Below are 14,367 nucleotides of genomic sequence, written 5' to 3'. Positions count from 1 at the left end.
GGCATTTAATTTACAACTGTGAGGAGTATAGGAATGAAAAATATTTTAGAGCTTTTAGATGAAGTAAGATCAATAGCACAACTTGGTTTATGTTATGCAGAAAATGAGTATGATCGTTTAAGATATGAATTAGGTTATATAACTCCTAAAGTTGGAGTTAATGGAGTAGTTTTTAATAAAGAAGGAAAGATTCTTTTAGAAAGAAGAGTAGATGATAATTCATGGGCAATACCTGGTGGATGGGCAGAAATAGGAGAAAGTCCTCAGGAATCTGTAAAAAGGGAAATCTATGAAGAAACAGGGCTTAATGTAGAAGTAAAAGAGATTATAGATATATTTACAAGGTTGCCTGGTGAATGTGGACAACCGCATACTACATATCACATTTTATTTCATTGTGAAGTTATTGATGGTAATTTGAAAACATCCTTTGAAAGTACTGAAGTGGGATTTTATGATTATCATGAAATTGAAGAATGGCATAAGGATCATTTTAAGATGGTTAAAAAAGCATATGAATTTTTAAATGGGTAAAGGCACTAAGTTTAAAGACTTGGTGCTTTTTAATTTAGAATTTTAGAAAAAAGAAGGGTAATATAGTATAATGAAGTGAGAAACAAGAGGATATTGAAAATTGATTATAATAATAGATTTGTGGGAGGGTTTATTTAATGTATCCATTAAAATTTAAAAATATATATTTTGAAAAAATTTGGGGTGGAAGAGATTTTGAGTTATTCAGAGATAATATGCCTGAAGGAAATATAGGAGAAAGTTGGGATATTGCTTGTCATAAGAATGGAACAAGTGTGGTAGCAAATGGTGAATTTGAAGGAATGAAATTGGATGAGCTTATTGAAGAAAAGGGCGCTGAACTAATAGGAAGTAAAATATCTTCTGATTGGTTTCCATTATTAATAAAACTAATTAATGCTAAGGAAAGTTTATCTGTGCAAGTTCACCCTGATGATGAGTATGGTATGAAGGTTGAAGGTGAGATGGGAAAGACAGAAGTGTGGTATGTGGTTGAGGCATTTGAAGGAGCAAATTTAGTTGTAGGAACTAAAGAAGGATGTACTAAGGAGCAGTTCAAAGCTGCAATTGAGAGGGGAAATCTTGAACCTCATATGAATAAAATATTAGTTGAAAAAGGTGATGTCTACTTCGTTAAGAGTGGATTAATTCATGCTATTGGTGAGGGAGTAATAATAGCTGAGATTCAACAGAACAGTGATACAACATATAGAGTGTATGATTATGATAGAGGAAGAGAATTACATGTAGAGAAAGCTTTAGATGTGGTTGATTTAAGTTTAATTGGTAAGAAGAGTACAGGGGTAAAATTGGAGGGGGAAGGATTTAGTAAAAGTTATCTATGCTTATGTAAGGATTTTTCCCTTGAACTGTATGATGTAAGTACTTGTATTAAGGAAGTAAGTGATAATGAGAGATTCTATGCCTTCACCTGCGTTGAGGGAGAAGGAAAAGTCAAATATAAAGATGGAGAAGTAGATATTAATAAAGGAGATAGTGTTATGATTCCAGCAGCTCTTGGAGAATATGAGTTAGTTGGAGAGATGAAACTGCTTAAGAGTTATGTACCTGATGTTGAGAAGGTGAAAAAAGAAATACTTATGAATGTAGTAAAATAGTAAAGATATATATTAATACACTGGTACCAAAGTTATTTAATAACTTTGGTACTAAAATCATGAGGAGGGGAAAAATGGGTATAGTTATTTTAGATGGATATGGATTGAATCCAGGTGATTTAAGTTGGGACGGATTTAGAGAGTTAGGGGAAGAAGTGATTATTTACGATAGTACTCCTGATAATAAGATAATTGAGAATATTGGAGATGCTGAAATTGTTATAACTAATAAGACTGAACTTACTAGAGATATACTAGAAAAGGTTAAGCATGTTAAATATATTGGGGTGTTAGCAACTGGGTACAATGTTGTTGATATAGAGGCAGCAAGTGAGTTTGGAATGAAGGTAACAAATATTCCAGCCTATGGGACAAATGCGGTAGCACAATTTGTTTTTGCTCTTCTTTTAGAAGTTTGTAACCAAGTGGCACACCATGATAAAAGGGTTAAAGAAGGAGCATGGGCTGAAAGTGGAGAATTTTGCTTTTGGGAGACTCCTCTTATTGAATTGCATGGTAAGACAATGGGTATAATAGGATTTGGTAAAATTGGAGAAGCAACTTCAAAGATAGCAAGAGCTTTTGGGATGAAAGTTATATCTTATACTAAATCCCCTAACAAAGAACTTGAGAATGAGAATTTGAAGTTTGTTGAATTAGATGAGTTATATGCACAGTCAGATATAATTAGTTTACATTGTCCTTTGTTTGAAGATACTAAAGGAATGATAAATAAAAGAAGTATTGAGACGATGAAAGATGGAGTAATTCTTATTAATACTTCAAGAGGTGGACTTATTGTGGAAAATGACCTGAGAGAAGCTTTAGATTGTGGGAAAATCAGAGCAGCAGGGCTTGATGTTATGATTGAAGAACCACCGAGAAACGATAATCCGCTTTTTAGTGCAAAAAATTGTATAATAACACCTCATATAGCTTGGGCACCAAAAGAAGCTAGAGAAAGACTTATGGATATCGCTGTTGAAAATGTAAGAGCATTTATTAATGGTGATGATATGAATGTTGTAAATAGGGGGACGGTTCATTAATCTTCTAAGAAGATTAATGAACCGTCCCCTATCTGTTAGCATTTCTAAGTCAAAAAGTATTCTTCAATTTCTTTAAAGGTATCTATTATATGGTTAGGGTTTTCTGTTTCTAGCTCTTCACGAGTATTTGAGCCTGTAGTTATTGAAATTATTTTAGCGCCTATATGTCTAGCTGTTTTAATATCTAAAATTGTATCTCCAATAACTATAATTTCATCATAATCAGAACCAAACAATTCTTTCGCTTTTTTTAGTGCAGTGGATGCAATATCAAATCTTCTAAGACCGTCTTCACCGAAACCACCTGTCTTAAAGTATTTCCAAACACCGAGCTTTTGAAGTTTATATTGAGCACCTATGCTCAACTCACCTGTAATTAGTGCAATTTTGTGATTAGTTTTTGATAGCTTCTCGATAAAACTTACAGCATCTACATTTTCACGCCATACATCTGTTGTTTTAAATTTCTTCAGCTGTTCCTCATATATTTTTAAAAATGAATTCCATTTGTCCTCAGAGAATTCTTGATTATACTTTTCAAGGACTTCCATGAATACATCTTTATCTGAACGAGCAGAATTATTTACACCAGCCATTCCATTTTCAGTGTTTAAAAAGATATCAATAGCCTTTTCATATGGCATATCTGTTCTGCTGTCCCTTTTAATGATTGTACCGTTTATATCAAAAAATATTAGTTTTCTCATTTTATCACTCCTACTTTAGTAATTAGTAATTTATGTGTATTTTATCTTTTCTATTGAATATTTCTTAGATACCAGGTTGTACTTATTCTTCTTCTACTAATTCAATAATTGGCAAATGAGGTCTATTGTTAAATCTTACAGGAATAATACTATTTCCTAATCCTCTACTTACAATCATTTTTACATTGTTATCTGATACATATAGTCCAGAAGTATATTCAGGAAAGAATCCTTGGTTTGGTGATACAACACCTTGATTAAAAAAAGGTATTCTAAATTGTCCACCATGAGCATGACCACTAAAAATCAAGTCTGGTTTATTATTTTCTGTTTCTGAGTAGTAATTAGAAAATAGTTCAGGTCTGTGTGCTAATAGGATAATGGGAATATTATTTGTACATTCAATACTTTTTAATTGGTCTTTACTATATGTTTGTCCATCACTTAAACCTGTTAGAGCGAGGCTCTTTCCATTTGTAGTATAGATTACAATTTTATCTTCAATAACATCAATAGCATTATCAGTCAATATTTTTGTCCACTTATTGACATTACGACTCCAAGATTCGTGGTTGCCTGTTACAGCATAAGTTTTTGAAATCTCTGATAATCCCTTACATAATCTATCTAATCCACAGGTTGTTAAATCTGCACTTGTATCAATAATATCACCTGTCATAACTATTAAGTCAGGTTTTTGTTTTTTTACTTTATTTATTATGGAATCTATATTTGCAGCATTTTTAGGCAGATGAACATCCGAAATGTGAGCAATTTTTAAACCAACTAATTCTTTAGGTAATTGATTAATCTCAACTTTTATCTTTTCAACTTTAATCCAATTATTTTGAGCATAACAATATGTGAATACCGCTATGAGGATAAATAAAAGGATTGAAATAACTTTAAAACATTTATTTTGTTTCTTCAAACCTAATCACTCCTTGAGTATATTATAGCTTTTTAATAAAGAATATCAAATTCCAAAGGAAATTAAAACACCTTCTTAAAAAACTTATTAATCTTTAAAGTTTCTTTAAATTTACAATATATACTTTAGATGTAAACAAGATAGGAACTGAAATAATGAATTTAAAATATAAATTGGAGGATTGATTATGAGCACAAATATTATAAAAGTTGAGAACTTAAAAAAGAAAATAGGAAAAAAAGAAATTATTAAAGAGTCTACATTTCAAGTAAAAAAAGGGGAAATATGTGGATTTATTGGACCAAATGGAGCAGGAAAGACAACAATGATGAGGCTTTTAACAGGATTAATTTCACCGACAGGTGGAAAAGTTCATCTTAATGGTGTGGATGTTAATAAAAATAGAGAAGAGGCTTTAGAAAAAGTAGGAGCTTTAGTGGAAGCACCATTGTTTTTTCCATATATGACTGCAGAAAAGTTACTCTTGAATTTAGCTGTTTTAAATAAGAATATGAGTAAAACTGAAAGAAGAGAAAAAGTTGAAGAGGTTCTTAAGAAGGTGGGGTTATATGATAGAAGAAAAGACAGGATATCTAAATACTCCTTAGGAATGAAGCAGAGACTTGGAATTGCTCAAGCACTACTTAATAATCCAGATGTGGTGTTGCTAGATGAGCCAGCTAATGGATTAGATCCTATGGGGATGATTGAATTAAGAAAATTAATTACAAAGTTAAATGAGGAAGATGGAATTACATTCTTTATATCAAGTCATTTATTAGATGAGTTACAAAAAATGTGTAACAATCTTTTAATAATAAAAGATGGCAAAATTATTTGGAGTGGAAATAAAGAAGAGCTTTTAAGAGAAGAAGGATATACAGATAGTTTAGAAGATGCATTTGTTAAATTAATGATGAAGGCTTAATAGGAGGAAAGTTTATGTGGAGATTATACAGGTGCGAATTTAAAAGATTATGGGGAAGAAAATCAACAATTCTATGTGCAATTGCTATTCCTTTTATAGTGCTACTAAGTTCAAAATTTTATTTAGATAATAACGTAGCTTTAGATATTACTAGTCCACAATATACATCAATAAATAATTTTCCAGTTGCGGTAATACAGGAACAGTTAATCTTATCTTTTAATATGATAGCTATCTTTCTAACAGTACTTTGTGTTACCCAAGAGTTTAGAGGTGGATATATGAGGATGGTTTTAGTAAGACCTATTAAAAGGAGTCATGTATTCTGGACAAAATATTTAGTGATTTTAACCAGTATGTTTATTCTTTTGGTTGAGTACTTTCTTTTTAGCACAATCATAGGTAGGGTAATATTTGAAAGAGTAGAGAATGTAGCTGTTTTTTATATGGATAACTTATTAAATAATTCAAAGATGTTTATCTATAGTATTAAGTATTATTTATACTCATTTTTAACTTTGAGTGTAATCACAGGAGTTATATTTCTAATTTCAACAATTAGCAGTAATATGGTAATTTCAACAGGGGTGAATTTAGGGTTTGTATTTAGCGTAATGGTATATCCATCAGTAATAAGTATTTTTTTAGGACAAAGTGGATTAAATATAGATAAATTAAGATTATTATCAATAACAGAAATACAACATAAAGGAATAGCCGCTGGATTAGGTATGCATTCATATCTTAATAGTTTTATTTTAAGTGTATTAGGGGTGTACGGAGTATTAGGAGTTTTATCAAGTTACTTAATATATAAAAGAAAAGATCAATTAATATAGGAGGAAAGCGTTATGAAAAATTTAGTGTTAAGTGAATTGAGAAGAGTATTTTTTAGAAAGAAGTTTTTAGCTTTAATTATTGTTTCGTCGATGTATATGATGGTTGCTGCAGGATTAATTTTAGTATATAGAACAGGGTTTTATGATCCAAACACAACAATGGAAGTTGATAGGTTAAGTTTTGCAGTTCATCTACTAAGAGATTATCATTTTTATTTTTTAATAGTGTTGTTTCCTATAATATTTGTTGAATGTTTTTGTGGAGAAATAGCTTCAGGTAAGTTCAGAATGTTTATGACAAGACCATATAGTAAAACTAAAATTATTTTATCAAAAGTATTAGTAGGAGCAATTGTAGGTGGAATTATTCTATTAGTATCATTAATTATATTTACTGTTCTAGGATATATTAAATTACCCTATGTTGAGACAACTAGATTTTTTTATATTGATAAAGAGTTTAATGCAATTGGGGCATTTATATATAGTTTAAAGTTCTATGCTTTAGAATGGTTCATACTTATGGGATTAATGAGTGTTATTGCTACACTTAGCGTTTTAATAAGGAATTCAGTAGTAGTTTTTTTAGGAACAATAGCAAGTATAGTGTTTACATTATATTTATCTGAAAAGCTTTCATATTTTATTGAAAGTAATAAGGCAATATTCGATGTTTTATCTGGTAAGGAAAATTTTATTATTTATAATATATTGGTAATAATTGTCGGAATAGCATTAACTGTGATATTATTTAATAAAAGGGATTATTTGTATTAGAAGATGAAGGGGGCTAGGTAGTGGAAAAGATATTGATTATTGATGATGATATAGATATACTTAGTCTGATATATGATGCTTTAAGTGATGAGGGGTATGTTGTTTATAAAGCAGAAAATAGTAATGAAGCAATAGAGTATTTAAATGAAGAGATAGAGCTTATTTTAATGGATGTAATGATGCCTGGTAAGAATGGATTTGAATTATGTAGAGATATCAGGGATATGGTTGATTGTCCAATAATATTTATTACTGCTAAGACTGAAGAAAAAGATATGATGAAAGGGTTAGCTGTTGGAGGAGATGACTATATTACAAAGCCCTTTAGTATAAAAATACTGAAAGCCAGGGTGGCAGCACATCTTAGGAGAGATAAGAGAAATATAAATAAAGAGAAAAAGTTTATAGCTTTTCATAATTTAAATATAGACCTGAAAAGTAGAGAGATTCTATTTAATGGTGTAAAAATACAAATGACAAAAAGAGAATTTGATATTATTGAACTTCTTGCAATGAATTCAGGACAAGTTTTTTCTAAGGAAAGAATATATGAAGGGATATGGGGATATGATGCTGAAGGTGATTCTTCAACGGTATCAGAGCATATAAAGAAAGTTAGAGCAAAATTAGCTAAGGTGGAGCCTAATGTGAAATATATAGATACAGTATGGGGTGTAGGATATAGATGGGGTGCTCATAAGAAAGGAAGTGATGAGAGTGCTTAAAAGACAGTCTCTAAGTAAGCAGTTCTCATATACATTCTTTCTTATAATTTTATGTACTTTATTAACTCTTTTTATAGAAATAGTTATATTCTCAATATATATTCTACATGATACAAAGTTATTACCAGCAAATCATTATGAAAAGATAGTTCCTAGAATTGAGAATACTGTTAATGAGAATAAAGAAAAAGTATTGGAAGTATCATTTGAGGAAATAATGAATAAGATTGTACCTAAAAACGGGATTAAATATATAGTTTTAGATAATAATGGGCAATATGTTTATGGCAATGCCGAAATAGATATATTCCCCAATAAAGATACTTTAGAGCAAGAGTGGGTAAAGAGATTAAATACTCAACATGTATCAAGCAATGTGGTATCAAAATATATACCTATTATGGATGGAAATAATAAACTTGTAGGTGAATGTGCAATACAATATGAGTTAAAGGTTAGTTATAAAAACAAAGATAAAATAACTAAAAATATATTATGGGGAATAATATTATCTCCATTTATTATAGTTGTAGTATTTACAGTTATCTTTGGTAGGAAGTTAAGCAAGAATATAAAGGAACCATTGGGGATTTTAACTGAGGCAGCAGAGAAAATCAAAAATAACAATCTTGATTTTCATATAAATTATCCATATAAAAATGAATTAGGAGATGCGGTAACTTCATTTGAAGATATGAGGTCAGAACTACATAAAACTTTGAATAAACAGTGGAAGCTAGAGGATGAAAAGAACTTAATGATATCGGCTATATCACATGATCTTAGAACTCCTTTAACCATAATTAAAGGGCATGCAGAGATGTTGAATGATGGAGCATACAAAAAGGAAGATAGGCTGCTAAAATATTTGAGAAGTATTGAAAATTCATCTGATTGGGCTGTTGCTCTTTTAAATGATATGAATACTCTTATAAAGATAGAGAATGTTGATTTTAAATTGAATAAAGAAAAAGTAGATATATATAAATTTATTGAGAACAAGGTTAAAGAATATGAGTCGTTAACCAATGATAAGAATATTATGATTAAAGTTGAATGTTGGGATGAGGGAAACTTAGAGAAAGAAGAAATAGGGAAACAAGTTAATAATGAAAGTGTTTTTAGTCAAGAAGTAGATGTACAAGAAGTAGATGTACAAGAAGTAGATGGGGTGGACAAGCATATCAGGAAATATGGATTAAGGATAAAAGAGGATGGTGTAAAAGGGGGTATTTTAAAAGATGTTATGGTGGATAAGCTTAGAGTTTCACAGGTGATAGATAATATTATTACCAATAGTATAAGGTATACACCAGATGGAGGGATAATAACAGTCAGAATAAATGCGCACCATGAAAGGCTAAATATAGCTATTGAGGATAGTGGAAGTGGATTTAGTAATGAAGATTTGAAGATGGCTTTAGAAAAATTTTATCGAGGTGATAAATCAAGGGGGAGTGGATCAGGGCATTCTGGTCTAGGCTTATATATATCTAGGAAACTTATTAATTTACATGATGGACAACTTAGAATATATAATAATAAAAATGGTGGAGCAGGAGTAGAGTTTTTTATTTACCAGACTTAAGATGGTATAATTAATATATATTTTAATAGCTTATAAATCAATAAAGAAAATATGAAAACTCGGGGGAGGCTTCAAACATGGGGATATTTAAAAATAAAAAAGATATGGTTTGGAAAGAGTTTGCTGAAGAAATGAAAGGGCAATTTATTGAAAAAGATGGATTTAGACCATCTAAGGTAATCCTTAAGAATGGAAACTGGAATATTGTCTTTGATACATATACTGTTAGTGATGGAAGAACAAATACAAAATATACACGAGTGAGGGTTCCTTTTGTTAAAAAAATGGATTTCTACATGGATATCCATGAAAAAGGGATATTCAAATGGGTTGAAAAAATTATAACAAATGATAATATTACAACAGGGATTGAGAGTATTGATGAACAATTAATTATAAAAAGTAATGATCAAAAGATAATATGTTCAATGTTCAAAAATGATAAAATATTAGAATTAATGTTAGCTCAGAAAAAATTTAAAATGTTTATTAAAAGAAATCAAGGTGTTTTTGGTGGAAAGTTTCCAGACCATACTAATGAACTGCAATTTAAAGTATATGGGGTAATAAAAGATAAAAAAAGTTTAAAAGAAATTAACGGACTATTCTGTGAACTTTTGAATGAACTTAGTAATTTAAATGTTCTAAGTAAAGAAAAAACTGATTTTGAGTATTTAAGTTAATTATTTTAATAAAATATTTTTCGCAAATGAAGTTTAGGAAGATATTAACCTTTCTAAACTTCATTTGATTTTTTCATGATTTTATCATAAAGCTTTTCTGGTGTATCAGCTTTAATTAATTTATCATTTACTAGAGCAAATGGAACTGTTGAACATTCTCCACATAATCCAAGGCAAGTAACAACCTCTATTTCTCCATCTTTAATGTCATTTTTAAGTCTTTTAACTACATTCTCTGTTCCGTTTTCATAATTATGTTCACAAAATTTTATATCAATCATTGAAAATCCCCCTTAATAATCAAAAATAATTTTAATCTATAATAAACAATCAAACAAATCTTGCTAAGTTTATTTGGTGAAAAAAGTATCTTTAAAGAATGAATTAAATAATTTTTTTAAGTTTTGATAGAAGGTTTAGTATATAGAAAATAAATAAGTTTGTACAAACCTATATAATATTATTATTAATTTTAATCAGAATTTTATGCTGTTAATGATATACATAGAATATCTAATATATACGCAATGAAATTTATTGTATAAATATCATGAAATAAAGTCATTTTAAATAAAAAATAAAATTCTTTCAATAAAATGTGAATAATTGAAAGAATTTTATTAACGTAAAGACTTATATAAAAAAGATAAGAAGAGTAGGTTTTAGCTATTTAAGTGGTTCATAATTTTATTGTATAGTGTTTCAGCAGTATCCGCAGAAATAAACTCATCATCTACTAATGCAAAAGGACCTTCAGCACATTCACCACAATGTCCAAGACAAGGAGAGACTTCGACTTTGGTGGTTTGCAATGTTTCTTTAAGTTTATTAACTACATTTTCTGTTTCATAACCAAAATTGTTCTCACAAAATTTAATTACTTTCATTTAACACAACCTCCAATTATTTAATTTTTATTCTATTAGTATTTTAAAAATAATTTTTTTTATTCTTTTAGGGGACGGTTCATTAATTTTTTTAGAAAATTAATGAACCGTCCCCTATTTTTAAAAATTCATCGTCTTTTTTGAAGGTTAAACAGTTTATAATAGTGAATGAGGTAAATATAACATTAAAAGTAAAATATATCAATGGAGTTTATATTATTAATTTATAGTGAAATGATAAGACCAAAAAGTACATACTTAATATAATAATTAAGTAATGGGAGGTTTAGAGATTGGATAATAATGAAATTATTCGAAAAGCAGTCAATGGTAATGAAGAGGCTTTTGTGAATCTATTAGCTCAGTATAGAGAACATCTATATAAATGTGCTTATTATTACTTAGGTAATAAGGAAGATGCCATGGATGCAATACAAGAGACTGCATATAGAGCTTATAAAAATAGAAAAAGTCTCAGAAAAGGGAGTATTCATATAAAGGCTTGGCTTACAAGGATATTGATAAATTATTGTAGAGATATTAGCAAGAGTAAAGGGAAGATAATTTTATTTGAAGATATTTCAAGGGTTTCTGACGATAGTCAGGTGTGCATAGAAGAGATAAGTGTCGATAATATAATTCTTTATGATGAACTTAAAAATATGAAACATCCTTATAAAGAGGTAATAATTTTAAGGTTTGTTCAGGATATGAAGATAAAGGATATTGCAGAGATAATGAAAAAACCTGAGAGCACTATTAAGTCTCAAATTCAAAAAGGTATTAAGATGCTTAGAAAATCTATTATAGAGGAGAGTGAATCTTATGCTAGATAGAGACAAGTTTAATGAAGATATGAATATGAAAAATATAGATAATGAATTGATGAATGCACTAAAAAAAGGTGTTTTAAAGGGAAAAGAAGAGGAAAAAAATTGGTATAAAAAAGCATGGGTTAAGAGTGTTGCGGTTATTGGAGTAATAATTACTATAACTATTGGGGGATGTTTACTATCGCCTACATTCGCTGAAGGGGTGGCTAATCTACCTTTAGTTAAAGAGATAATAAGTTTATTCAAACACGAGAAAAGTATACAAGCTGCAGTTGATAATGAATATGGTGGGAATATATTAGCTGAATGTAATAATGAGGATTATATTTTTAGAATTATTCATGGAATGAGAGATAAAAATAATTTAGTTTTCTTTTATGAGATTATAGATAAGAATAATAAACTTAATGATCAAAATAATATATTATTTTTTAAAGATCCTAAGATAACTGATGAAAATGGAAATGTAGTGGTATTAGATACAGGGATAACTTTTAATGTAACAAAGAGTAACAAAGGTATATTTAAAATACGGAAAGATACAGCAGCAAAAATAGATAACTTTAATGATATAGATGGATATATATATATAAGTGGAAGATTAATGAGTAATATTTGGACATCAGATAAACAGTTTGTTAGTGTTGAGCTATTGAGCTTAGATAATTTTAAAGTATCAGTTGGGGAATTGGAGAAAAGTAAGGAAGTTGTTAAGGAAATAAAAAAAGAAATACAAGTTGGAGATGAAGAAATCATAATTGATAAATTGGAGATTGAACCTACAGAAATGAGATTGAGTTTTAAATATAATACTATTATAGAGAAGGAAAAAATAATTAGTAGTGTTGAAGTAGAGCTTGAGGATAATAATGGAGTCAAGTGGAATAAGCTTGATGGAGATGGAATAAATCAAGAGATAGGTAGAAGTCAACCAATAAATGTTATTGATGAAAATGGAAATAAAGTACCTAGAAATACTGTAGAATATGAATTTATAGAGTACGTTAATTCACCATATTTCATTGATTTTGAGGAATGCTACCTAAAAAAATTAAAGATTGGATATCATGATTTAGTTGAAAATATAGAAATAAATATTAAAGATATTAAGATTATTAATGAATATGATAAATATTTTAATATTGAGGATTTTAAAGAAACTGATGAGTATTACAAGTTTAGATTGGTACCAGAAACAAATAGAAATATAAAAATTTCACATGGGTATGGAAATGGAATTGGGGTGTATAAGATAGTTAAAGTTGATGAAAATAATAGTTATGCACGACATAAATATTTATCAGAAGGGTATGATATTAAACCTATATATTCAGATAATGAAATAAGGCTAGAAGAGGAAAAACTTAATGAAGATAAAGGTATAGTAATTTATGAGAAATACGAGATATTAGATATTAGGATAGATAAGAAAATTTTTGAGGAAAATGTAATTCAAAATAAGATTTTCATTACTACTCAGCAGGACGAAAAATTTATAGAGTTTGAGGGCAATGTAAAGATTTTTTCTAAGGAAGATAAGTAGCAAAAATATAGTCAAGCAGGGGACGGTTCATTAAAATTCTAAAAATTTTAATGAACCGTCCCCTGCTTAGTTATGAATTTATTTTAACAGTATAAGAAATACTAATATTTAGAAAACATAATAGGAGTGATCTCATGAATTTTGAAGAGATATTACATAAAGTGGTAGTTACTGTTGTGTATGTACTCGAGGGGATGGGGATTTTCGTAATAATTATTGCAGCTGGGCAAACTTTCTATTCTTATATTAAAAGCATGTTTAATCCTAATAAGAGAATGATTAGAATTCAATTTGCAAAGAATATGGTTCTTGCTTTGGAGTTTAAACTTGCAAGCGAAATTATAAGAAGTGTAATAATAGAGAAAATTGAAGAGCTCTATATATTAGGTGCTGTAATAGCTATTAGAGTAATCCTAACATTTGTAATTCATTGGGAAATAAAAACTGATATGGCACAGAAAAAAAGTGATGATGATTTGAATCTTAACAAAAAAATAAAAAGAAAAAGTAATGGAAGATTTTGATTTTTATATATGACAGACAATTATAGTGATAAAAGAATTAGGAGGAGATACTAATGAGAGTTCCTAAACATGTAGGGGTTATACCTGATGGCAATAGGAGATGGGCTGTTACACAAGGTATGACAAAAGATAGAGGATATGATGGTGGAATAAATCCTGGGTTAGATTTATTCAAACTATGTGAAAAAGAAGGCGTGGAGGAAATAACGTATTATGGTTTTACAACAGATAATACAAAACGTCCAAAAGAACAGAGATTAGCTTTTACAAAGGCATGTATAGATGCGGTTGAAATACTTGCTAAGGAGAATGCTTCATTACTTGTAGTTGGAAATACAGATTCACCTATGTTTCCCAAAGAACTTCTCAAGTATACAAAAAGAACACAATTTGGTGATGGAAAGATTAAGGTTAACTTTTTAGTAAACTACGGATGGAAATGGGATTTAAATAGTCTTAAAGAAACAGAGGAAAATAATAAAAATATAATAAATCATATTAAATCAAATGATATTTCAAGAGTAGATTTAATTATAAGATGGGGAGGAAGAAGAAGACTAAGTGGATTTTTACCTGTTCAATCAATTTATGCAGATTTTTATGTTATAGATGATTTCTGGCCTGAATTTAAAGAGAAACATTTCTATGATGCATTGGAATGGTATGATGAACAGGATATAACATTAGGAGGATAATTTTTT

17 protein-coding genes are annotated in these 14,367 nt (G+C 29.1%); 13 read left to right on the top strand and 4 right to left on the bottom strand.

Annotation, left to right across the window (positions count from 1 at the left end; all coding sequences use genetic code 11):
* The first annotated feature begins 33 nt into the window (after nucleotides 1-33).
* The 3 genes from OW730_RS25540 to OW730_RS25530 all read left to right on the top strand — a co-directional run bounded on the left by OW730_RS25540 (nucleotide 34) and on the right by OW730_RS25530 (nucleotide 2,701).
* On the top strand, nucleotides 34-534 hold the full coding sequence (locus tag OW730_RS25540; protein ID WP_271226878.1) for an NUDIX hydrolase N-terminal domain-containing protein: 501 nt from the start codon (nucleotides 34-36) through the stop codon (nucleotides 532-534).
* A 137-nt stretch (nucleotides 535-671) separates the two neighbouring features.
* Nucleotides 672-1,652: a type I phosphomannose isomerase catalytic subunit gene (locus tag OW730_RS25535; RefSeq protein ID WP_271226877.1), complete on the top strand. Its 981-nt coding sequence runs from the start codon at nucleotides 672-674 to the stop codon at nucleotides 1,650-1,652.
* A gap of 74 nt (nucleotides 1,653-1,726) precedes the next feature.
* Nucleotides 1,727-2,701, top strand: coding sequence for a D-2-hydroxyacid dehydrogenase (locus tag OW730_RS25530; RefSeq protein WP_271226876.1), 975 nt, complete (start codon nucleotides 1,727-1,729; stop codon nucleotides 2,699-2,701).
* A gap of 44 nt (nucleotides 2,702-2,745) precedes the next feature.
* Here the strand turns inward: OW730_RS25530 and OW730_RS25525 are convergent, their stop codons facing one another.
* Together OW730_RS25525 and OW730_RS25520 are read right to left on the bottom strand one after the other, a co-directional pair.
* Entirely contained in the window at nucleotides 2,746-3,408 is a 663-nt protein-coding gene (locus OW730_RS25525) for an HAD family hydrolase (protein WP_271226875.1), read from the bottom strand.
* 82 nt (nucleotides 3,409-3,490) lie between these two features.
* Complete coding sequence (locus OW730_RS25520) at nucleotides 3,491-4,339, bottom strand: metallophosphoesterase (RefSeq protein WP_271226874.1); 849 nt, start codon at nucleotides 4,337-4,339, stop codon at nucleotides 3,491-3,493.
* A gap of 187 nt (nucleotides 4,340-4,526) precedes the next feature.
* Between OW730_RS25520 and OW730_RS25515 the strand changes: the two genes are divergently transcribed.
* The 6 genes from OW730_RS25515 to OW730_RS25490 all read left to right on the top strand — a co-directional run bounded on the left by OW730_RS25515 (nucleotide 4,527) and on the right by OW730_RS25490 (nucleotide 9,879).
* A complete protein-coding gene (locus OW730_RS25515) occupies nucleotides 4,527-5,267 on the top strand; it encodes an ABC transporter ATP-binding protein (RefSeq protein ID WP_271226873.1) in 741 nt (246 codons plus the stop codon).
* 14 nt (nucleotides 5,268-5,281) lie between these two features.
* A complete protein-coding gene (locus tag OW730_RS25510) occupies nucleotides 5,282-6,106 on the top strand; it encodes an ABC transporter permease (RefSeq protein ID WP_271226872.1) in 825 nt (274 codons plus the stop codon).
* A 12-nt stretch (nucleotides 6,107-6,118) separates the two neighbouring features.
* A complete protein-coding gene (locus OW730_RS25505; RefSeq protein WP_271226871.1) occupies nucleotides 6,119-6,883 on the top strand; it encodes a hypothetical protein in 765 nt (254 codons plus the stop codon).
* A gap of 20 nt (nucleotides 6,884-6,903) precedes the next feature.
* Nucleotides 6,904-7,608, top strand: a complete 705-nt coding sequence (locus OW730_RS25500; RefSeq protein ID WP_271226870.1) for a response regulator transcription factor — start codon at nucleotides 6,904-6,906, stop codon at nucleotides 7,606-7,608.
* Nucleotides 7,601-9,196 carry a HAMP domain-containing sensor histidine kinase gene (locus OW730_RS25495; RefSeq protein ID WP_271226869.1) on the top strand — a complete coding sequence of 532 codons (1,596 nt, stop codon included), beginning with the start codon at nucleotides 7,601-7,603 and terminating at the stop codon, nucleotides 9,194-9,196. Before OW730_RS25500 ends, OW730_RS25495 begins: the two co-directional genes overlap by 8 nt.
* 77 nt (nucleotides 9,197-9,273) lie before the next feature.
* The gene (locus OW730_RS25490; RefSeq protein ID WP_271226868.1) at nucleotides 9,274-9,879 is read left to right on the top strand and encodes a hypothetical protein; all 606 of its coding nucleotides are present in this window, start codon (nucleotides 9,274-9,276) and stop codon (nucleotides 9,877-9,879) included.
* A 53-nt stretch (nucleotides 9,880-9,932) separates the two neighbouring features.
* Here the strand turns inward: OW730_RS25490 and OW730_RS25485 are convergent, their stop codons facing one another.
* Entirely contained in the window at nucleotides 9,933-10,160 is a 228-nt protein-coding gene (locus tag OW730_RS25485) for a DUF1450 domain-containing protein (protein WP_271226867.1), read from the bottom strand.
* Between the two features lie 381 nt (nucleotides 10,161-10,541).
* Nucleotides 10,542-10,766 carry a DUF1450 domain-containing protein gene (locus tag OW730_RS25480; RefSeq protein WP_271226866.1) on the bottom strand — a complete coding sequence of 75 codons (225 nt, stop codon included), beginning with the start codon at nucleotides 10,764-10,766 and terminating at the stop codon, nucleotides 10,542-10,544.
* Nucleotides 10,767-11,059: 293 nt separating this feature from the next.
* Here OW730_RS25480 and OW730_RS25475 point away from each other — a divergent pair, with 293 nt between their 5' ends.
* From OW730_RS25475 to uppS, 4 genes are all read left to right on the top strand, one after another.
* Nucleotides 11,060-11,602, top strand: a complete 543-nt coding sequence (locus tag OW730_RS25475) for a sigma-70 family RNA polymerase sigma factor (RefSeq protein ID WP_271226865.1) — start codon at nucleotides 11,060-11,062, stop codon at nucleotides 11,600-11,602.
* The gene (locus OW730_RS25470; RefSeq protein ID WP_271226864.1) at nucleotides 11,592-13,142 is read left to right on the top strand and encodes a DUF4179 domain-containing protein; all 1,551 of its coding nucleotides are present in this window, start codon (nucleotides 11,592-11,594) and stop codon (nucleotides 13,140-13,142) included. The genes OW730_RS25475 and OW730_RS25470 overlap by 11 nt, the downstream gene beginning before the upstream one ends.
* Nucleotides 13,143-13,276: 134 nt before the next feature.
* Nucleotides 13,277-13,666, top strand: a complete 390-nt coding sequence (locus OW730_RS25465; RefSeq protein ID WP_271226863.1) for a DUF1622 domain-containing protein — start codon at nucleotides 13,277-13,279, stop codon at nucleotides 13,664-13,666.
* A 53-nt stretch (nucleotides 13,667-13,719) separates the two neighbouring features.
* The gene (uppS, locus tag OW730_RS25460) at nucleotides 13,720-14,361 is read left to right on the top strand and encodes a polyprenyl diphosphate synthase (RefSeq protein ID WP_271226862.1); all 642 of its coding nucleotides are present in this window, start codon (nucleotides 13,720-13,722) and stop codon (nucleotides 14,359-14,361) included.
* Nucleotides 14,362-14,367: the final 6 nt, after the last annotated feature.

The sequence above is a fragment of the Oceanirhabdus sp. W0125-5 genome, assembly GCF_027938815.1.
Lineage (GTDB): Bacteria > Bacillota > Clostridia > Clostridiales > Clostridiaceae > Oceanirhabdus.
This window is presented reverse-complemented; position numbering and strand designations above follow the sequence as displayed.

What these genes read in the sequence shown, in the direction of transcription:
- OW730_RS25540 (WP_271226878.1), top strand. Translation starts at nt 34, where the DNA reads ATGAAAAATATTTTAGAGCTTTTAGATGAAGTAAGATCAATAGCACAA.
- OW730_RS25505 (WP_271226871.1), top strand. Translation starts at nt 6,119, where the DNA reads ATGAAAAATTTAGTGTTAAGTGAATTGAGAAGAGTATTTTTTAGAAAG.
- OW730_RS25515 (WP_271226873.1), top strand. Translation starts at nt 4,527, where the DNA reads ATGAGCACAAATATTATAAAAGTTGAGAACTTAAAAAAGAAAATAGGA.
- OW730_RS25510 (WP_271226872.1), top strand. Translation starts at nt 5,282, where the DNA reads ATGTGGAGATTATACAGGTGCGAATTTAAAAGATTATGGGGAAGAAAA.
- uppS (WP_271226862.1), top strand. Translation starts at nt 13,720, where the DNA reads ATGAGAGTTCCTAAACATGTAGGGGTTATACCTGATGGCAATAGGAGA.
- OW730_RS25480 (WP_271226866.1), bottom strand. Translation starts at nt 10,766, where the DNA reads ATGAAAGTAATTAAATTTTGTGAGAACAATTTTGGTTATGAAACAGAA.
- OW730_RS25525 (WP_271226875.1), bottom strand. Translation starts at nt 3,408, where the DNA reads ATGAGAAAACTAATATTTTTTGATATAAACGGTACAATCATTAAAAGG.
- OW730_RS25535 (WP_271226877.1), top strand. Translation starts at nt 672, where the DNA reads ATGTATCCATTAAAATTTAAAAATATATATTTTGAAAAAATTTGGGGT.
- OW730_RS25465 (WP_271226863.1), top strand. Translation starts at nt 13,277, where the DNA reads ATGAATTTTGAAGAGATATTACATAAAGTGGTAGTTACTGTTGTGTAT.
- OW730_RS25530 (WP_271226876.1), top strand. Translation starts at nt 1,727, where the DNA reads ATGGGTATAGTTATTTTAGATGGATATGGATTGAATCCAGGTGATTTA.
- OW730_RS25490 (WP_271226868.1), top strand. Translation starts at nt 9,274, where the DNA reads ATGGGGATATTTAAAAATAAAAAAGATATGGTTTGGAAAGAGTTTGCT.
- OW730_RS25470 (WP_271226864.1), top strand. Translation starts at nt 11,592, where the DNA reads ATGCTAGATAGAGACAAGTTTAATGAAGATATGAATATGAAAAATATA.
- OW730_RS25485 (WP_271226867.1), bottom strand. Translation starts at nt 10,160, where the DNA reads ATGATTGATATAAAATTTTGTGAACATAATTATGAAAACGGAACAGAG.